The organism is Scytonema sp. PRP1, assembly GCF_036697665.2.
In the GTDB taxonomy this organism is placed as follows: domain Bacteria; phylum Cyanobacteriota; class Cyanobacteriia; order Cyanobacteriales; family Nostocaceae; genus Kalymmatonema; species Kalymmatonema gypsitolerans.
The window spans coordinates 25509-46436 of the sequence record NZ_JBAHYJ020000055.1 but is presented as its reverse complement, the minus strand read 5'-3'; the positions used below and the strand labels follow the sequence as shown (position 1 = coordinate 46436).

The window sequence follows — 20928 nt, the reverse complement described above, 5'->3', positions numbered from 1 at the left end:
CCTCTAACATAATAGTCTGCGATTTCTTAGAAACCCGGTTTCTCTGAGAAACCGGGTTTCTTGAACCCCTCAATTTGTAGCTCTTAAAAGGTAGTAGAACAAACTGGATGATACTGACAGTAGTCGTCTGAGATTTGTAGTCCTTGAATTTTTAAACTTTGAATGCGGTATAAAAATGCTGCTCCAGTCATGATGTGATCAGCAACATCAACGACTCGGCGATTTTTTGGCTCAGCCAAATAAGAACCACGAACCCAGTCATTAAAACTACCCATCACCGGACCACACCAAATTTGATAATCGACTTCTCGACCCTTTTCTCCAGAACTAGACCAGCGAGAGGATAATCCTAAATACCAGCGAAAAATTGCCGCCATTTTCATTTTGGGATTGTTGATTGCTTTCCCTAGTTTTTCAGGATTTCTTTTAGATAAATAAGTTGCAGCTTCTTCCCATATCTGAGCAAGGCTCTTACGAAAAATTTGTTTTTCTAATTTTTCTCGTTCTGCGATAGGGATATCTTCAATCGAGTCATAATTCCTGTATATCTCATACAGTTTCTGAGCTCGTAGAGGGAACATAGTTCCTCTTTTTAAAACTTGAAGTTTAACTCCCATCTCAAACATATCTGCTGCTGGAGCCATCATCATGTCAGCCATTTCTGCTTGTGCTAACAATTGCTTCGTAAAATCACAAGTTCCAGCTTCAACACACGACTGATTAATCGAACCAGTCACCACATAAGCAGCACCCATCATAAAGCCGGCTATTGCTGATTGTGGTGTCCCAATTCCCCCAGCTACTCCAACTCTGATAGGTGTTGAGTAACGATATTTTTCCTGAATTTCATTTTTTAATGCCAACATAGAAGGCAGGAGACAAACTAGGGGGCGATTGTCTGTATGTCCGCCAGAATCAGCTTCTACAGTAATATCATCGGCGATGGGAAGCTGGGCTGCAAGATTTGCCTGTAACTCGCTGATGAGTCCTTGTGCAACAAGTTCTTTAAGAATTTTTAGTGGTGCTGGTTGGAGAAATTTGCTAGCGACTTCTCGACGGGAGATTTTGGCAATGACTTTGTTTTTGATTTCAATTTGATTGGCTGCATTCACGCCCAGCCCAGCAGCACGGTAATAGACAATATTGGGAGTCAAGTCCAAAAATGCTGAAGCTTCTGTTGTTCTCACCCCATATTTGAGGTATATATCCACTGCACGGCGTTCAATAGCAGGTTCATTCGGACTGTGAATAAGATTAGAAGCGTAGGGACCTTGAGGTAAGGCTTGTTGAATACGGTTAATAGCTGCTTCAAGACGGTCTGGACTTAAACCACCAGCACCAAAGGAACTCAAAATTTTCTCTTTTCCTAGTGCAATCACCATATCTTCAGATGCAATAGCGCCAGCCATTGCACCAGTAGCATAGGCGTATTTCACACCATGAGAAGAAAGAAAACTAGGGTCTCCTAAATTATGTGTTGAGATCGGTGGAACTGCGATCAACAATTCTACTTGTCCTGTCCCATTATCAGTAGGATAAGAATAACCTTCGTTGGTGACACCAATTTTTCCTGCTACTCTTACGATGTAACAAGGTTTATGTAAATTCTGCAATTTTTCTTTGATATCTGATGGTTCAAATGCCACACAATCTAAGTCACCTTTCCAAACTTGATTGTGATTGAAGTGACCAAAGAAGCTAAGACCGTTATTGTATTTACCTAATACCGCATTTTCAGTTTTCACGGTAGTGATTCCCTTGAATTGTGAGTAAGAGAGAGTCGTTAGTGGTTAGTAGTTCGTGGTTAATTGTCAATAGTGAAGGAATTAGGACTTACGCAAGAACTCTCTGAAACTCTTATTTCTTCGTGTTCTTCGTGTTCTTTGCGTCCTTTGTGGTTCGTTTATTCATGACTTTGCCTAAGTCCTGAGAATAACAAGTAACCACTACCTACTAACAAATGGCTAAACCAGTAAGTTTTCAGCGCAAGCCAGTTGTAATTGAATAATTTCGCTCATTTGTTGGCTAAATTCTTGTCTAGATTTTAAGAAGTTAGCATGAGCTTTATTAACGCTAGAATTATTAGCACTTAACTTTTCGTACTGAGACTGAGTTAACTCAGGGAAAGGCACTGAATGGACAAAATTTTGAGTGGTGGTGATTGGATGCAGAATGGATTGAGAAATAATTTCTTGAGTTACAGTTGACTCACAAGATTGTAACTCTTCCCTAGCTCCAAAACTGTTATTAGTGGTATTTTTCACGTTTTCTTCGTCTTGCTTAGTCGTTGATAGTTTTATGTTGCCCAGATGACTTATGCCATTGTGGATACTGCTTGAGTCCTTGAAAGAATTTGTGAGTTCAGACTCTATGGAGAGAGGAATATTTTGATGCTGGTTGCTAACACGATGAAGTGGTTTTTTGCTAGCTACATTCTCAAAAAGCGTACGGTTTTCGTCACTCAAGATTTTGGCAACAATCCTGTTTCCACCCAAGTTGACAGTTTTCACCGTCGGTTTAAGTTGACTGGATGTTTCTGTTGTCTGACTATACAGAGGCGATAAGTCCAGAGAAACCTGATGACTGAAAAGTTTTGCTAATGCTCTGATAATAGAAGTATGGTCGTCCATACCTCTTCTATTGAGGGATACGGTGATATGTTCTTTGTTTTCTAGGATTTTATCAATCCATCGAGAACAAACATTGCCAGATCCTGCTTCGACGAATATTCTTGCCCCATCGTCGTAGACGCGGTTCACTAATTGAGGGAAATCAACCTGTTCACACAAGGTTTTTGTAAGACTATGAGCGATGACATCACTATCAAGTCTGATGGGCATGTACCCAGCTGCAGAGTAAAACACAACGCCAGGTATGTTGTGGGACGGCAAGGTGTTGACTTTAAGTATTTCGTTGTACTCCGATGCCATCGGTTCGCAGTGGATTGCATGGTTAAAGGGAGCGCGGAAAGCGTTGCAACCCAAACTTTTTATCACTCTCTGACAGGCGGCTGTATCACCAGCAATTAAAACTTCTTCTGGTGAATTTATCTGAGTCAAGTAGACGCGATTTTCATTTTTGAGGCATTCCCTCACCTGGGATGGAGTCGCCATCAGAAGATAGGTACTCCAAAAATTATCATCTGGCGATTGTTGTGCTGATGGTAATCCCCAATATTCGCGCACGGCGTTTTTCGGTCCAGATATCCTGTCTCCAAACAAAGGAGATGCATGAAAGGCGTTAATCCCTTGGCTAAAGTTGCTCCATACCCCCATCGCCGCCATCATACTAGTCTCGCCCAGGCTATACCCAAAAACATATTTTGGCTTGAGGAGGAAATCATCTCGGATAATTGTGGTAATGAGTCTGGCAAATGCCATGTCAGTTTCAAAGATTGCCAAGGAATTATTGAGCAATCGCTGTTCGAGATTTTCCAACTGCCTGGTTGATAATTTATTCAAGCTTCTGGGAAAGACGAGCTGAGAAACTTCAGCAAAAAGGCTGAAAAGACTTTTGATGACCAAGTCATCGTGAACTTTGGGAAACAGGCGGAAGAGATTGCGACCGATGCCAAGATAGGAATTAACCGCAGCAGGATAAACATATGCTACACCGCCCTTCTTACCTATTGGTTTAGCTGTGAAATAACTGCCTACTGGTGTTTGCCAGTCTTCCCCGTTTTCAAAGGCATTATTCACACCTTTGAAGGCAGCTTCAATTTCCCTTGCTAATTCGTTTTTGTTTCGTCCAAGAATTGCAAGGGCATAATTTGCTTCAACACGCTGCTTATAAGCAGCAAAAGTTTGGCTTGCAGTAACGTTTAAAGAAGTAGAATTTTCGATGGTTGTTTTGAGAGCGTTAATTTGCTGGAGTAAATCGGAGTGATTATCAGCTGCAATGGGGAACAGATAATAAGGTGTTTGCTCCAAATACTTGCTGTGGCGCTGTATCTCCTGAGGTTCTTCTGACAAGATGACATGAGCGTAAGTCCCATCCATCCCCATGCTATTAATTGCAGCAACTCGCTTTTTAGCGTCTTTGCCCAAAAACCAAGGTCTTGATTCTGTGGCGACATAAAAAGGACTATCCTGCCAAACCTCTTGGTTTTTGACACCAGACCATTTGGGGGTTGCGGGAATGTATCTGTGATAGAGACAAAGAGCGGTTTTAATTAAGCTGGCAATTCCTGATGCTACATATGTATGACCGATATTTGCTTTGACACTGCCGATTGCGCAATGCGCAGCGCCAGAGGCGATCGCACAATTAAGAGCATTTTTATCCGCTGGATAAGCCTGGATTAAACCTTTGATTTCTGCTTCATCTTCTTGGGGAATACCACTCCCACAAACTTCTAGATATTCAATGTCTGTGGGTTTGACGCCTGCAATCTCAAAAGCTTGTCTCGAGACAGAGTTGACGGCTGCTGCATCAGGCGTTGTTAGACGGCTATCCAAGTCATTGGATGTAGAATGCTGTTGTGCAAAACTAACGGCATCGACGACTGCATAAATGCGACCGCCCTGCTTTGTTGCTGTGTCGTGGCGCTTCAGGACAACTGCGCCTGCACCTTCACCAACCGTCCAACCATTCGCCTTTTGGTCATAACTGAGGGTATTGACTCCTGTATTGATTTGTGCGGTGAGATTTCGTAGCAAGATATTTTCTACCCCGCCAGCTAAATCAACAGCGCCCACAAGTACAGCGTCCACTTCCCCAGCACTCAGTAGCATTTGTGCAACTTCCAACACCTTGAAAGTGGAATTTTCGCCCGCTGTGATGGTGAATGCTGGACCTGTAAAATCCCACAGGGAAGAAATGCGACTTGCCATGATGTTGGCGATATAACTCAGATATTCGCCGATTTCTACTGGATTGTGAACACCATCTTTGAGGATAGTTTCCAGTTGAGCAATCTTTTCTTCTGGTAAAGAAATTTCTCCAGCAATCAAGCTTTCTTTTATTTGCCAAGAGAGATTCCATCTCTGCTGTAACTGGTGGACAGAAAATTCTGTCTCGGCGGCGATGATGACTGCAACATTTTCACCTTCTTTGATTCCCGCATCTTTCAAGGCGCGATCGGCAACTTTCAGAAGTAAGATCTGTTGCTGGTTCAGCTTGGATAGTTCATTCGGGGGGATTTTGTAAGATAAGGTATCTATTTCCAAATCTTGGATGTATGCCCCTACTGGTGCTTGAGCGTTTGGCAACCCATACTTCTTGAGTAAGTCTTGTTGTTCTTCTAAGCCGTGCCATCTGTCAGACGGAAGGGGTATAAAATGCTGCGTTCCGTCATAAATACTGCGGTCAAAAGCATCTAATCCATTGCAGGAACCAAAAAAGGCATCCATACCTACAATGGCGACTTTAGCAGGCTGTATAGCAGGAGACGCGGAGAGGGAATTTATCACCGTGTCCTCTTTCACCGTGTCAGTCTCTTCGAGTGAATGTGACTCTAGAATCATATGAGCATTGGTTCCGCCAAAACCAAATGCACTGATGGCTGCTCGTTTGACTGGTGCTTTTTGGGACCACTTGGCGGTACTTGTGACAATTCTTTGAGGTGAAATGACGTTGTTTTCGCATCCTATGGGGTCAGTAACATGAATTGTCGGGGGAATGACACCTTTGGACATACTTAAAAGTACTTTAATCAAGCTTACTGACCCAGCAGCGACAAGTAGGTGACCAACGTTAGCCTTGACAGAACCTACTAAAGGCGTTGCTTGATGCTGACCAAAAAACGTTTCTACTGAGTTGAATTCGGTAGTATCTCCCAACAATGTGCCAGTCGCGTGGCACTCCATATAATCAATATCTTTGGGGCTGATTTGTGCCTCTTTGTAAGCGCGTTCAAAGGCGAGAATTTGCCCTTTAGAATTGGGGCTAAGCAAATGTTTCCCTCGACCATCGTTGGAGAGCCCATTACCGGCAATGGTGGCATAAATGCGATCGCCATCTCTAAGTGCATCGCTATATCGTTTCAGCACCACCATCCCGACTCCATCGGCAGTCATGAGTCCTCTAGAGGATTTGTCCAGAGGACGGCTCAGGTCGTTGTCTTCCGGGTATCCTTGAATACCGGAAAACAACATCCGTAAAAACAGAGGATCAGAACAGCTAATTCCCCCGGCTAACATCAAATCTGCTTTATGCGTCCACAAATAATGAGACGCAAGCTTCGCTGCATATAGTGGTGATGAACAGGCTGCATCAATGCACAAATGAATATTGGATAAAGCCAGGGCTTGGGCGATGACGGCAGCTGGCAAGCCAGAAATCATTGCATTGTAAGTCGAGGCTTTTGCAGATGCTTTAGCGGAAGCCAAATTGAATTCCTCACACTGCAAAAGCTCTCTAATTGCAGGTGTTAACACCTGCTCATACATGGGAGCGAATAATTGATTAGATAATTTTGTAGGCAACGAGAGAGAGCCTAATATCACTCCACATTTTGAGAGAACAGATTGATTGCTTAAATAACCACTATGTTGTAAGGCTTGTTTAGCAGCATCAAGTGACCATTGAAAGGTGTTATCTAAGCTTTGCAGGAAATCCGCTGGTAGCTTGTAACCAGTTGGATCAAACTGAAAGTCGCGGATGAATGCTCCCTTCAAAGAATAGATTTTGTCTGGTTTACCTTTGACTGGATCATAAAAAACTTGCGGGTCTACTCCAATTTCTTCAGCAGTAATTGATGATGTTGAATCCTTCTGCTGGATAAGATTCTGCCAAAATTCTTCCGGGTTTTTGGCATCAGGAAAGAGGCATGAGAATCCAATAATGGCTATCTTTTCCATGGTTTATTTCCTTATTTATTAGAGAAGAAGTTTTCTTTATTGAACCGCAGAGGCACAGAGGACGCACAGAGAGGAAGAGGAGAATAGCTGGGTCATGCAGCAATCCCAGATAGGACGTGAACATTATGCTTTTTATATCAACCGCCCTACGCCGAAGGCGCATGCCCAAAGGGCTTTAGACGCCTTAGACAAAGCAGCGGTGAGGCAGCGCTGCACTCCTGGTTTCCCGACAGAGGCGACTGCGTAAGCGCAAAGCGCAGGCTCCTTCATGTGCGTAGCGTGTCCGTTCGGCCTCAAGCCGTGCCCGAAGGGCTCAGGACATAGCCGTGCCGCAGGCATAGGGCGTGTCGTAGGCTAGGACACCAAGAGAAGCAATAAAGAGATTTGTTCACAAACTATTTAGGATGACTGTATGAAAAAATGTTTTGATTCCTAAATTGTGGAGGCTTATGGCAATACGTGAAGTGGAGGGGGAGATGAGAGAAATAAAGTGATTAAGATTAATTTGTCTTTTCTCATTCCCCTACTTCTCTAGCCTTTCAATGATTTCGTAGGTATAATAGTTCCCTTGCCTCCCAAGAGACGCGAGCAGACTTTTCCTTGGGAATCGTGTACGATGAAATCGGCAACTATGCTAGTTGCAGTTTTTGACTTAACTTCACAAGACACATAAAAAGGTGTATTGCAGGGAATCTGCGTATACTGTTCATATTGTTGCTGCCCTGCAGGTAAGCATATTTCTTGATGGAAATGCTGCATCCAAATCCATAAAGGATGGGTACTCAAGTCAATGGCATAAGGATTCACCCATTTAACTGGAAACTGTCCTTGTTGTTTATCTGAAATTTCATGCCAAATACACTCAGCTGTGATTTTTTCAGGGCTAATGTTCAAAACCCTTTTGAGTTCTTGAAAAGAATCTCCATGAAATAAGGGAAAGAATGTTTTTGTTTTTGCTTGATAAAAATCTTTGCCAGTCATGCTGATGAGATGATCTTCTTCAAGATTCAAGGGTTCATAAGTAGGTTGCTCCGGCAGCTGATGCACTAACTTAACCTGAGAAATGCTGAAATGATAATTGATTTTACCTTCTGGGGTTTTGCTCCATATTTTTGCTTGAAAGATGATTTCTTGAGAGTCAGTTTTAGAAATTTCTTGCAGTTCTAAATATATTCCCTTGCGAGAGTTTCATTGAAAGTTATTCCCTTCAAAACTTTGAAATCTGTGTTACGAAAAAATCGATAACCCGGATAAAGTTGTTCGCAGGAATCGACAATCCATGACACTGCACAAGTCGCTGGCAAAACTGGCTTACCTGCGATGCTATGATCCAGTAAAAACGGATTGGCTTCTAGTGAGAGTTGACGACGGATGCTGTAGGTTCGCAGTTGGGAATCTAGGGGTACAGGAGGCGGAACTATAGGGCTACCGATAACTACTTGTGCGGTTCCCTGATTGGCTGGATGAAGTTCGTTGACAAGCATTTGTGTTCCGACTTCGACGGGAAGAATGTCGATACCCCGTCGGGCAAACTCTTTTTTCAATTGGGGTGTTACCATACCGCTATCCCAGCCACCCCAATTGATAGCTACTACATGACATTCGGGGTAGCGTTGCTTGACGAGATGGGCTGATTTGTTGAGAATTTCGTTGGCGATCGCGTAGTCAGTCTGACCGATATTACCGTAAAAACCTGTTACAGAAGAAAACAAAACCAAATATTCAAGTTGACTAGGTTTTATGCAAGATAGAAGATTTTCCAGCCCCTTGACTTTAGCTGTATAAACCTTGTCAAAATCCTGTTCTGTTTTCTTTTCAATCAATTTATCAGCTAAATTGCCAGCACCATGTATGATGCCAGTAATCGGTCCAGTACGTTCAACCACAGCAGCAAGTTTCTCTTTTAAGTCATCTGTGTTGGTGACATCAACACTCAAATATTCAGCATGACTTCCTGCTTGTTGGATGGCTTGTAAAGTCTGTTTAATTTCTCGGCTAGAGATAATTTTGTTATAGAGCTTTTGTACGTTTACGGGTAAAGGCTTCTCTCCCAGTGAGATCAGGTATTCCATGATGCTTTTTTTTAACACTGGTTCATCCAAACAATCTTTAGCCCAATCTGGTTCTTTATCTAGAAGTTCTGAACGACCTATGAGGATAAATTTGCAAGGAGAATGCTGTGCTAATTTGATAGTGCATTTCGCTGTAATACCTTTTGCACCACCACTTACGAGAAAAACTGATGTGGGACGAATGTTGGTTGTTAGTGTCATAAATTCTCTGTTTACCTTGTTTTATTGTTAGGACAAATTGATGTTTCAACCTCTTTCATTTTTTCAATCAAGAGGCTCTTTCATATTCATTGTTTTAAGAAAAGATTGATAACGTTAAACCTTCATAAACTGAATTCACAGAAAGAGGCAATGGTTGTTGAAGGTTGATAAGATTGTCTGGTGTTTCTGGAGGCGGCGTTTCTTGAGGCGGAGGTAAAGTTAGTGCCGCTACAATTAAAGCTAATACTACCATAATGGCTGCTATAATTGGTAGTAAATTATCCTGATTTTCTACCTCTTGAGTATGAGGATGGACATTATGAGGAGAGACATTATGAGGAGAGACATTATGAGGAGAGACATTATGAGGAGAGACATTATGAGGGTAGACGAGTCTAATATCACCAATATCTCTATCATCAGGTAATAATCTAATGAAAGAAGAATACGTTTTGTAGCCCTTGGCTTCTATTGTTATTTCTCCTTCAAGTACATTACTGTCATCAAATGGAACTTGAAATTTATAAATTCCTTCCAAGTCACTGTAGACAACAACTGAATAACCCGGCAAATTAAGTGAGACTTTAGCTCCACTTATAGGAGCTTGTTTCTCTCTATCAAGAACGCGACCAATATAATTGATTGCTGCCATACTTTTAGGTGAGGGAGGGAGGGAGTGAAGGAGTGAGGGAGGGAGAGAGGGAGAAACTTTTAATGCCTGAATGTTGAACGAGCAGAATTTTGAATTGATTTCTCCCCCTACTCCCTCATCTTCCCTATCTGGTTAAATATTGGGAGTACTAATCAGGGTGACTCGTCCGTGGGAACCGTAAGCGACTTCCGTAATGTAACGGTTGGGGTCGTGTAGCTCGGCAAAAATGTGATGTGCTGATTGTTGGGCATCAATCTGAGGACTCAAGTCAATTGCTCGGCAAAACACCTGTTGCCATTCCCAGTTGAGAGTTTTAGTTAAGCCAAATAGACCAGCGCTGATGGGACCAAAGTGGACATTTTGTCCTAATCCAAAGGCTCCATCAAGACGAGCAACGGTGCAGAAACAACTGCGTCCATAATGTGTGGCTTCATTGAGAGATTTTTTCAGGTGTTTAGCCATAAGAAAGACGTGCTTGACAATCGCCTTTTCCTGTTCAAGATAAGGAATTTTGCCGTTGCGGATGACCTCAAATACTGGATTTAGATGGATGAAAGCACCAATTGAACCGTATTTAGTGGAGATGGTGGCTAATTGTTGTTGCAGATGTTCCTCACTTAAATCTGTGAGATTTACGCGATTCACGCCTGGGGGTAAAGGTGAATGTTGTGGAACAAGCGATAGGGGGAAACTTAAAACAACGATTTTCCAGCCTTGCTCTGTGAGAATTTGAGCTAATTGGGAAGTGGTGAGGGAGCCATCATCGGTGAGTAAACCGATGTGCCCCTCTGGTAAGGTGAAATCTAAAAAATCCGGTTGAGGCAGGATTTTTAGTTTGACTTGACGACGCAAAGGATTGTTATTTAAGTTAGCCGATGGGTTGGAGGAGCTGTTCAGAGGCTTTTTTTTTTCCGTACCAACTAACTTTTGCAAATACTCGACAATTTGACCGATGGTACGTAGTTCTCCGAGTTCTTCCACATTAGGTTTGGGCAAATTGGGGTACATTTCCTGCATTGTCCCCAAAATTTCCACTCGCTTAATCGAGTCAATCCCTAAATCTGCCTCCATATCCATGTTCAAATCCAGCATCTCTACTGGGTAACCTGTCTTTTCACTGGTGATTGCCAACAAAGTTTGACCCAAGTCTGCCAAATCTGTGTCTGCTGATTCTGTTTCAGCGTTGACTATGGCAGTTTCGGTGAATGAAGTTAACTCTGAAATGGCGAGCTGAGGTGTTGGTTCAGCTTCTACAAAGGACTTTGGAGAGACGAAATCATTCTGTGTCTCTACTTGCTCGTGTATTCTTACGTCTTCTTGTACGGAAAGAGTAGTTTCTACAGTAGTAGATTGAACAGTAGATTGAACAGCAATCGATGGAGAAGCAGTGGATTGCAGACATTGAACAATTTGACCGATGGTGCGTAGTTCTCCCAGTTCTTCTACGTTTGGTTTGGGCAAGTCTGGGTACATTTCCTGCATTGCGCCCAGAATTTCTACACGCTTAATGGAGTCAATCCCTAAGTCTGCCTCCATATCCATGCTCATATCCAACATCTCTACTGGGTAGCCTGTTTTCTCGCTGATGATTGCCAACAGGTTTGTACCCAAATCAGCCACATTTACACTAATACCAGAGGTGGTTGTAGAAGAATCTGTAGGAGCGGTTTCTGTCCTGACTGCTAGAGTTTCGGTAACTACGGGTGAGGAGATGGGGAGGGGAGCAACGGATGGAGTAACAGATGTAACGGATAAGTTATTTGTGGGACTGACAGCGAAACCATCAGTATCCGCTACAAAATCTGTTGCTTTGTGTATTTGCGTTTGAGTGCCAACTTCTAGAAATGAATGCAACTGAGCATCCATTTTGACTACGGGCTGTGCCTCAGTTGCTGCTATCTGGTGAGTCGGAGGAACTAGGCTGTCTTGTTGGGTAGTCGTTGTTTTTAAAGCAATGAGATGGTTCTGTTCTTTATCTGGAGCTGTCGTTACCTGAGTTGTTACTTCAGAGGATACTACGGGTTGAGTTATCGCCAGCTTACCATTGATGATCTGTGAGTACTCTTGCTGTATGAGTTGGAAAAAGTTTTTGGTGTATTCTACCTGAGAGTTAAGATATTGCTCGTGGATGTGTAGAGTTTCGCTTTGTTGAGCGTGAAACTGCATCATACTACGCTCTAACCTTTCCATGAGAACTGGCTTGAGCTTTGCAGCTTCTTGTGAAGATGTGCTGTTGGCAAACAAAGAATTTTGCTGCTGCATCAGTTGGAAAAAGGTTTTAGCATATTCCTTCTGATGGTTGAGATAGTGCCCGTGAACTTGTAGATTCTCGCTTTGATTTTGTTGAAATTGTGCCAGGACGTATTCTAAGCTTGCTAAAACCTGTTGGTAATTCACGGCTTTATCTGGACTTGTTTGCATTTTCGGCTGTGGAATGGGTTGAGGTGAAGCAGGGAGGGGGGATGAGGGAGATGAGGGAGATGAGGAGGATAAGGGAGATGAGGAGGATAAGGGAGATGACGGGGATGAGGAGGATAAGGGAGATGACGGGGATGAGGAGGATAAGGGAGATGAGGAGGTGGGGAGTTGCACAGCTGGAGTGATGGGAAGAAGAACTTCGCTGTGTTCCTGCGTCAAAGCGTCTCCGTGTCCTCTTGTTTCTCCTTGTTCTGTTGTTCCCACGTTTCCATTGTTGTGATTGATAGAGAGTAGGGATTTATTTGTATGCCCGTTGCTCTCTGTAACCATCGCTGTGGGAGTAGCGGCGATGGTGGTTAAAGTGACTGAGGGTAGCTTTGAGTCGGTGGGAGTGTTATTCTCAGATGTGCTTGCAGGTAATTTCACTTTGTGACCATCCTGCAAAGCTTGCTCAAATGCCATTTTTGTTTTTTCTGACACGTAGTTAATGCCATTTAATGGCACCCTCAACCCTTTGCTTTTCTCGGTTGCAGGTATAGTTTGTGGCAACTGGTAGGGGTCGAGATTTTTCAAGGACAAACCAGCTACGCGTAACTGCACGACGGCTTCTCTTAAGGAGCGATCGCTGTCTTTTGAGGTGCTGGGGTTCAAAGCGACAGTTAAGTGGGGGCGATCGCCTAAAATATCTTTCACCAAACCTGTGAGAATTTTCTTCGGACCAAATTCAACAAAGCAAGAACCGCCTGCGGCATAAATATTTTCAATTTCCTGTTTAAACAGCACCGCATTAGACAGGTGAGTTTCCAGAATTCTTTGAATATCTGCTGGTTCCTTGGAATACTGCTTTCCTGTCACATTCGTGTAAACAGGGATTTTCGGATTTTGGAAACTGACACTCTTGATCGCTTGGGCAAAGGCTTTCTGAGCAAAAGCAATCAGCGGTGTATGGAAAGCTGCTGACACAGGTAACAAAACGGCTGCATATCCTTGTTCTTGTAGAGCCTGGCGCACTTTCGCTATTTCCACCGCAGGACCTGCTAGCACCACTTGACGAGGAGAATTGAGATTAGCAATTGTCACCCGAGGGAACTGCTTGAGCACGACTTCTATCTTGCCGACTTCTTCTTTCACGGCAAGCATAGCCCCTGCATCGTAATCTGGATCTTGGGGAGCTGCCATTGCTTGACCCCTGGCTTTCACCAAGAAGCAGTAATCTTCATCACTCACAACACCTGCAGCCCATAAAGCTGTGAGTTCTCCAAAGCTGTGTCCTGCGGTGAAATCTGCCTTAAACCCAGCTTGTTGCAGTATTTTATATTGCCCAGCGCTCAACATCCCAATTGCTGGTTGAGCATATTCTGTGCGTTGCAATGCAGCAATTTGAGTATTTTTTTCCATCTCCTCAAACACGGGATGAGGAAAAACGATTTCCGACAGGGGCTGCAAATTATCCTTAAGCAAAAGGCTATCCATGTAGCCAAAAAGACGTCGCAAGGTGGGGAAATTTATCACCAGTTCCCGACCCATATCCAAGTATTGAGAACCTTGGCCAGAGAATAAAGCAACAACTTTTCCACCTAACTCAAGACCAGAAGAGCGGTAGTAAATTCCTTGGGGATGCTCCCAGGATGAGTCTGAGGTTCTAGTTTTCAGTAACTCAATACTCATTTGCAGCAATTTGCAAGCCTCAGCACAAGAAGCTGCAACAAAGCCGACTCTTGCAACGTTGAGAGGAATGTCTTGTGATTTGCACGCCTCTACAAGTTCTACATAATTTCTATTTCCGTCCTCAGATTGCAATTTACCCAAAATATCTTGACAGTTTGCTAATAACTGTGCAGGAGTTTGAGCAAACAGCAACACCTCACTGGCAGTATTGTGTATACGGTAAGCGCGCTCTTGTTCGGCTTCGTATTCTTCCAAAACAACGTGATAGTTTGTACCGCCAAACCCAAAAGAACTCACACCCGCACGTCTTGGCGCTTCCCCTTCGGCACGAATCCAGGGTCTCGTTTCGGTATTTAAGTAAAACGGCGAGTTTTGAATGTTGAATTTGGGGTTGGGTTGAGTAACGTTAATTGTGGGTGGTAGTATCTTGTGATGCAAAGCCAAAGCAGTTTTGATTAAGCTTGCGGCACCCGCAGCAGCTTTTGTATGTCCAATTTGGGACTTAACGCTGCCAAGGGCAATGTACTGCCTTTTTGAGTTTTGTTCCCCAAAAAATTCTTTTATAGAGGCAAATTCGGTGGGGTCACCAGCCATCGTACCTGTGCCATGAGCTTCAATCAAACCGACACTCTTAGGTGCAAAGCCTGCATCTTCATAAGCACGTTCCAAGGCTTTGACTTGTCCTTCTTGTCGGGGTGCATAGATGCTTTTATACCGCCCATCGCTGGAGGTGCCAATTCCTTTAATAACAGCGTAAATTTTGTCGTTGTCTCGTACAGCGTCTTCTAGGCGCTTGAGTACAACCATACCGACACCTTCACCTAGCATCATTCCATCAGACTTGGCGTCGAAGGGTTTGACGTTGTCACTAGGAGAGACAGCAGGCGTTTTGCTGAAACACATAAAAGCCATGATGGTGTTGTCAGTATCAACTCCACCAGTCAGCATCAGGTCGCAGCGGTGTTCTACGAGTTCGCTAATTGCCATTTTTAGAGCAGCTAATGAACTGGCACAAGCAGCATCAACAACGCAGTTTATCCCGCCTAAATTTAAACGGTTAGCAATTCTGCCAGCAACAACGTTACCTAACATCCCAGGGAAAGCATTCTCATCCCAGTTCACGTAAGCGCTTTTGATTTTCTTGATGATTTTTTGCGTATCCTCATCAGATAAACCGCTACTTTTCAACACCTTTTCCCAAACGGGATATTGCAACCTGGCAGCAAGTGGTAATCCCAGTTGGCTTCCTGCCACGCCTAAAATCACCCCAACAGTCTCACGGTTAAACTCGCGTGATGTATCATAGCCTGCATCTTCCATTGCCTCTTTTGCAACTACCAAACTTAATAGTTGCGCAACATCTGTCACTTCCAAGATGCTGGGGGGAATGCCAAATTCCATCGGGTTAAAATCAACATATGGGATAAACCCGCCTCGTTTGCAGTAGGTTTTTTCTTCCGGTGTTCTCGGATTCGGGTCATAGTAATCTTCTATGTTCCAGTGTGTCGAGGGAACATCAGTAATCCCGTCAACTTTGTTAATGATGTTTTGCCAGTATTCTCGTAAGTTTCGAGATTTTGCAAAAAGAGAAGCCATACCAACGATGGCTATAGGGTTATCTTGTAATTTTCTGTTAATTTTGTTAACCGACAAGGATTTATCAGACGTCATTTTTTTCTCCTCAATAAACTTATACACAGCCTTCTCAAAGTTATTTATCTGGGCTGACAATTCCGCCAAGGCAGTATCAATTGAATGAGCAGACATAGGACATAGACTAATCGTGAGTAGCGCTTAAGAAGGTGCTGCGGTGACTTTTGTGGCGAGTTCAAGACAGGACTATTTCCTATTTAAAGCAGCTATCCTATCTGCAAAGAGTAAAAGATTCTGTTCAAATCCACACCACATAAGAAATACCACCCTGGTGAGTTCATGCTCAACCGCGTTTCTAAAAGGTTTTGGCAATATCACAGCAATTTTTGCCAAAATTGCTATACAATGCCCGACTCCTGATGTTGTGGTAGTAGGTCGATGACATTGTTGAAACTTGTAAAATAGTCTTGCAGCGCGATCGCTGCTTGACCACTAAATTCAATCCATTCGGAATGACATAAATTCTGAGGATTTTGAGCAATTGTTTCCCCCTGGAACGCTGGAAACTTGGGAGTAGCTATGAGCACAGAAACGCTTTTTTCTCCAGAGCTTGTTTGATGATTTAGCTTAACTGCGGCAACATAGCTGGTGTTAATAACAACGTTCTGTATCTTGATAAATGCCATGGGAAGTTTCAACGTCCAAGATAATATATTCTATGGAATTTGACAAACAGAGTTTGACAAATCAGTTACAGAAAACAACACCCCTCTCTACCCGAATACATGGAAAAAAACGAACAAATAATTGAAGAATTACTTGGGGAAACGCAAGCAGGTTTTTTTTAGTTTTTCGCTCTCAATTAACTAAAGAATATGCCTGACTGCCTTGAAACATGATAATTAATAAAAAGACTAGCATAAATGATGGAAATTGAATAGTTCGTTTTTAGCAATTTTTGAAAGAAAATATATTGTTTGCAGATATGAACTTTTTCCAAAAATAAAAAAGTATATGTGTTTACTATTATTTAGCGTCCTCTCAAATTCCTTATTAGGGTTGTAAGATACAGCAATTTTCAATTAGGTCGAATACAGGGAATTGCTGTGCCTCTACCATATGGTTTATAGTTTATGCTTTTGAAAACCCTGTAAAATTGGTTCTCATAAAGAAATCAGTGTGTTTTTTGTAAATTCGTCGGCTATTTAACAAATACATACACTAACAGAATAGGTATCAGTGTGTTTTTTATAAAAACATGAGATTGTGATTTTTAGCCTTAATGATAGATACAATATTACAGCTATTTTCCAAGGATTAGAACACAAATTGTCGGGTGGGTATCTCCCATCAAAAGCCCGTAATATCGACACTTGAGGTATTATGCAGCATAGCCCTACCGTAAGGAGAGCGCTGTAAAATATAGCGCAATTCAATTGAATAAAGTAATTATTTATCTGTGTCCATCTGGAGGACACTGCGCCCTTGGTGGTTCCCCCCGTTGTTCAAAGCAGCGTCTCCGCAGGAGATAGCAAGTGTCCGTTGTCCATCTGTGGTTCATTATTTCTTTGTGTACCTTACTCCGGGTTGCAAACCGCTATAATTTTCACCAATGGAACAGGATTACTATATGTAATATCATGTCCGATTAAATAACCAAACTCAAGTTTGTAGTGAGGAATGCGCGTCCTCTTCCTTTGAAAACAAGGACTCAAGTCTTTACTACATATAAGTTTTATTATGGGTAATTTGCCGGACATGATATAAGTTAGTTTGAGGTGATCGCGCACCAACTCAACTTTATACGTCAAATGACCCTGTCTTCTGTGCTTGCTTACCAGTCCACTCTTGCCATCGCATAATTCCGCGACTGACCAACTCCGGATTCTCACCCCCAATAAAACAGGTACGTCCCATCCTTTCGCAAGCAATTAAAATTTCACCGTGTCCCATAAACGGGGCAATGACAAAATTATTTTGATTGGTATACATATTTAATAAGTAAGCGACTATTCCCTCCACTCCTTCTATATGAATAGGTATCTGTGGCTTGGATATTGATTGGTGCGAAAAAATACCTACATACAAATTACCAAGGACTAATTCATATTGAAATGGCATCCGAGTGCGGCTGCAAAAGTCATAAATGTTGCCCTCAGAACGTAGCACAGCGACAATCCGAGCTTCATTTACTAAGTAATCATGATTCCAGGTTGGGGAAAGGGTAGCGATCGCTAGAGATGCATCACCAGGAAGCAGGTTCATGAACTGTTTATCAGCCGTATCCCCACAATAAACTAGGTGCTGTTGGTTGAGCATCCATTCGTCACCAACATTGACCGAAGGTTTGTGAGCAGCAACTGTTGGTTTACCGGCTTGAGGTTGCTCAAGCAGAGGTTGGGCTTTCTTAACAGCTAACTTAGCTTCTCGTTTTGCCATAGCAATTTTGAAAGCTTGCAACTGTAACTCTTGTTGCCTCAGCCGCCATTGCGCTGCTATTTTAGCTTGCTGTTGAGCTTCTTGTTCGTCTCTTTTCGCCTGAGCTAACTCTAGAGCTTGTTCCGCCTGTTCTGCTAAGGCGCGTTCTTTACTCCCTGTCCTAGCTATCCTAATTAGCTCCGTTTTTATGCCAGCGATGGGCGTACCCTTGATTTTCTGTTTGACTTCCTGATGAATATCTTTAGCAATTTGCTTATCGTGCTGCAAGCTACGCTCGCTGTATCCGATTTCTTTCGCAAATTCTAAATTCGTCTTAGGAGGTGGTGAAATCATTTCACGACCTTTGAGCGTATGCTGGTTATCCCCAGCTTTAGCCATCAGTCCCAGTCTGTCCAGAATTTTCTGGCGCTCCAATAGCAGTTCTGCTCGCTCTAGGGGTTTTAACTCATTGCGGATAAAATTCTCGTCAATCTCCGCCAAACGAGCTTGATCAGCATCTTCGTAATCAACAATATTACACTGGATTTTTTCTAAACCAAGTAGCTGGCAAGCTGTCAGGCGGTGTAGCCCAGCAATCAAGTTCAGCTTTCGATCTATTGTGATTGGGTTCAACAGACCATTAGCTTGAATTGATTCCTTCAACTCTTCAACCTTGTCACCGCTTATGGGACGGCGGTTACTACCAATTTTAATTTGGTCTATGGGTACTGATTTTATAGGCATAATTGCTGCTTTTTAGTGTTATCAGCGAAAATACCAACAATAAGATATAGCTAGTTTATTTCATCAGTCTATCAAAAACAAAAATTTCATGATAATTCTGATAAAAATGGTTTATAACTCGCCATTATGCTAAAGCCATTGAAAATATAAAGTATAAAGTATGAAGTCAGCAGTTCTTTCACCGGATTCCTCCAAAGCATGAAATAAAGCTGTTGAACCAGTATCTTAGCTCCACGTTTTATTTTTGGGGCTTGATTCTGTATATTTGTTCTCACTTCACCCTTAAACCTTCTTCATTCTTTTACAGCTATGCTTGCAGGTATTGACTTAGAACCTTGGAAGTCAATTGCCATGAGAAAGTTCCCCGTTTCGACATTTAGGTTTTAAAACAGTGAACAGTGAACAGTGACCAGTGAACAGTAAACAGTGACCAAAAACTGATAACTGATTCCTGATAACTGGTAACTGGTAACTGGTAACTGTAAAAGATGAGTTCTTGTCATGCTCCGTCACAATAGTTCTGCTCACAGAAAACCCTTTTTTAAAGGAACCAACTTTATCTAAGGTTTCTCTCCAATTGTTTGTAGTTTCTGCAACATTTTTTTTACATTTCGTTCTTTCAAAATTGGAACTAGTGAACAATAAATTAGGAGAAAACTTCTGTAGAGTCACTGCTTGACAAAATCAAAGTTTTTTGGCAGTATGGAAGACAAGTTTTCGCAAATTATCTACGACGCTTCGTTTTGCTTGAGACTGAGGTTTTTTTGACAGCATTTCTATGCTTTTAAAGTAACTTATCCAATGTTTACATTAGGATAAAAATTAGTAGATTTTTGTGCCAGATCACAATCTGTTTTCCCACCGACATAGTTATTCGTGGTGGCTTTGTTCTAAGCAATTACGTACAAAAGTTTCTAAAACTTATCAGGCTTTTCCGGTCATGAATTTCAAATCCATATAGGAAAAGTTCTTGCAATGAATTTTCAGATGCATCCACAGTCATCAACTGATATAGCCATCTAGGTTACCCTCCGGCATAACACAATTGAGATGAAAATATGGCAGCAGAAAAAGAAAGCCAGTTATACACGAAACCTCCGTCTCGGTGGCAAATTATCTTAGCAGCTCTTATTGCTTCAGCTACGGGGCTCCTATTTTTTCAAAATGTTTCACGAAGGTCTAACGTTCAAACTCAGCCAGCAAAAGCCCCGAAGGCAGCCCCAACTAAAGTTGCTGTTACTGGCTTGGGACGTTTGCAGCCTCAAGGTGAAGTGACCAAGTTGTTCGCTCCCAGTTCACAGACTGGTGTCCGAGTTGAAAAACAGCTGGTCAATGAAGGAGATGAAGTTCGCGCTGGGCAAGTCGTGGCTTTGCTCGAAGGTTATGCTCGCAGTCGGGCGGCTTTACAACAAGCTTTAGACAAAGTTCAAATTGCTCAAGCTCAACTCGCGCAGGTCAAAGCTGGAGCTAAACCAGGAGATATAAATGCTCAAAAAGCGGCGATCGCTCGCTTAGAATCGCAGTTAACAGGAGAAGTGGCGACTAAGCAAGCGACCATTGCCCGTTTGCAGGCTGAGTTAGAAAATGCTCAAACTGAAAACAATCGATATCAGCAACTTTATAGAGAAGGTGCCATTTCTGCTTCCACTGCAGATAGTAAGCGTTTGCAACAGCGGACAGTGCAACAGCAACTGACAGAAGCCAAAGCAAACCTCAACAGTACTGTTAACACCATAAGCGACCAGCTTAATGAGGCAAAAGCCAAACTAGGGAGTATTAAAGAGGTGCGTGTCGTAGATGTGAAGTTGGCAGAAGCCGAAGTGCAAAGTGCTATCACTGCTGTCCAACAAGCAAAAGCAGACTATAATTTAACCTACCTGAAATCTCCCATAGATGGCAGAATTTTGAAAGTTCACGCCAAAACTGGAGAAGTGAGCAGTAATCAAGGGATTGTTGAGATAGGCAAAACATCTCAAATGTATGTGGTAGCGGAAGTTTATCAAACTGACATTGGCAAAATCCGTATCGGTCAAAAAGCCACCATTACCAGCACTGCGTTTCCTAAAAAAATAAAAGGAACCGTAACAGAGATTGGTTTGCAAGTTGACAGACAAAATATTCTCAGTGTCAATCCAGCAGCAGACACAGACCGGAGAATCGTTGAAGTGAAAATCCGCATTGATGATCCAGCAGATAGTCAAAGGGTCGCAGGTTTAACCAACTTACAAGTGGATGTCGCCATTCACATTTAACCCACGATTGCCCTTTAGGCACTGCGCTCCGCGCAATCACTCAAACATACAGCAGTTTTTTGTAGGGTGAGCAGTTCCTACCCTGCGGGAAGGCGTTCCGCCTAGAACGG

At 42.7% G+C, this 20928-nt stretch carries 8 protein-coding genes and 1 pseudogene; 2 read left to right on the top strand and 7 right to left on the bottom strand.

Annotation, left to right across the window (positions count from 1 at the left end; all coding sequences use genetic code 11):
* Positions 1 to 83 precede the first annotated feature (83 nt).
* Complete coding sequence (locus V5G28_RS10785; protein WP_332992553.1) at positions 84 to 1745, bottom strand: PfaD family polyunsaturated fatty acid/polyketide biosynthesis protein; 1662 nt, start codon at positions 1743 to 1745, stop codon at positions 84 to 86.
* A gap of 219 nt (positions 1746 to 1964) precedes the next feature.
* Entirely contained in the window at positions 1965 to 6800 is a 4836-nt protein-coding gene (locus V5G28_RS10780; protein WP_332992551.1) for a PfaB family protein, read from the bottom strand.
* 94 nt (positions 6801 to 6894) lie between these two features.
* Between V5G28_RS10780 and V5G28_RS10775 the strand changes: the two genes are divergently transcribed.
* A complete protein-coding gene (locus tag V5G28_RS10775) occupies positions 6895 to 7047 on the top strand; it encodes a hypothetical protein (RefSeq protein WP_332992549.1) in 153 nt (50 codons plus the stop codon).
* Between the two features lie 284 nt (positions 7048 to 7331).
* Here V5G28_RS10775 and V5G28_RS10770 read toward each other — a convergent pair.
* From V5G28_RS10770 to V5G28_RS10750, 5 genes and pseudogenes are all read right to left on the bottom strand, one after another.
* A pseudogene (locus tag V5G28_RS10770) lies at positions 7332 to 9073 on the bottom strand (SDR family NAD(P)-dependent oxidoreductase).
* A 94-nt stretch (positions 9074 to 9167) separates the two neighbouring features.
* Positions 9168 to 9725 carry a carboxypeptidase-like regulatory domain-containing protein gene (locus V5G28_RS10765; RefSeq protein WP_332992547.1) on the bottom strand — a complete coding sequence of 186 codons (558 nt, stop codon included), beginning with the start codon at positions 9723 to 9725 and terminating at the stop codon, positions 9168 to 9170.
* A gap of 132 nt (positions 9726 to 9857) precedes the next feature.
* On the bottom strand, positions 9858 to 15578 hold the full coding sequence (locus tag V5G28_RS10760) for a beta-ketoacyl synthase N-terminal-like domain-containing protein (protein WP_332992545.1): 5721 nt from the start codon (positions 15576 to 15578) through the stop codon (positions 9858 to 9860).
* A gap of 224 nt (positions 15579 to 15802) precedes the next feature.
* Positions 15803 to 16090: a hypothetical protein gene (locus V5G28_RS10755; protein ID WP_096563748.1), complete on the bottom strand. Its 288-nt coding sequence runs from the start codon at positions 16088 to 16090 to the stop codon at positions 15803 to 15805.
* 1114 nt (positions 16091 to 17204) lie between these two features.
* Positions 17205 to 18566 (bottom strand): ParB/RepB/Spo0J family partition protein, encoded by a 1362-nt coding sequence (locus V5G28_RS10750; RefSeq protein ID WP_332992542.1) that lies wholly within the window; start codon positions 18564 to 18566, stop codon positions 17205 to 17207.
* Between the two features lie 1058 nt (positions 18567 to 19624).
* Between V5G28_RS10750 and V5G28_RS10745 the strand changes: the two genes are divergently transcribed.
* Positions 19625 to 20818 (top strand): ABC exporter membrane fusion protein, encoded by a 1194-nt coding sequence (locus tag V5G28_RS10745; protein WP_332992539.1) that lies wholly within the window; start codon positions 19625 to 19627, stop codon positions 20816 to 20818.
* Positions 20819 to 20928: the final 110 nt, after the last annotated feature.

Coding starts and splice junctions, on each gene's coding strand:
- V5G28_RS10775 (WP_332992549.1), top strand. CDS start 6,895: ATGCAGCAATCCCAGATAGGACGTGAACATTATGCTTTTTATATCAAC.
- V5G28_RS10755 (WP_096563748.1), bottom strand. CDS start 16,090: ATGGCATTTATCAAGATACAGAACGTTGTTATTAACACCAGCTATGTT.
- V5G28_RS10765 (WP_332992547.1), bottom strand. CDS start 9,725: ATGGCAGCAATCAATTATATTGGTCGCGTTCTTGATAGAGAGAAACAA.
- V5G28_RS10760 (WP_332992545.1), bottom strand. CDS start 15,578: ATGTCTGCTCATTCAATTGATACTGCCTTGGCGGAATTGTCAGCCCAG.
- V5G28_RS10745 (WP_332992539.1), top strand. CDS start 19,625: ATGGCAGCAGAAAAAGAAAGCCAGTTATACACGAAACCTCCGTCTCGG.
- V5G28_RS10750 (WP_332992542.1), bottom strand. CDS start 18,566: ATGCCTATAAAATCAGTACCCATAGACCAAATTAAAATTGGTAGTAAC.
- V5G28_RS10780 (WP_332992551.1), bottom strand. CDS start 6,800: ATGGAAAAGATAGCCATTATTGGATTCTCATGCCTCTTTCCTGATGCC.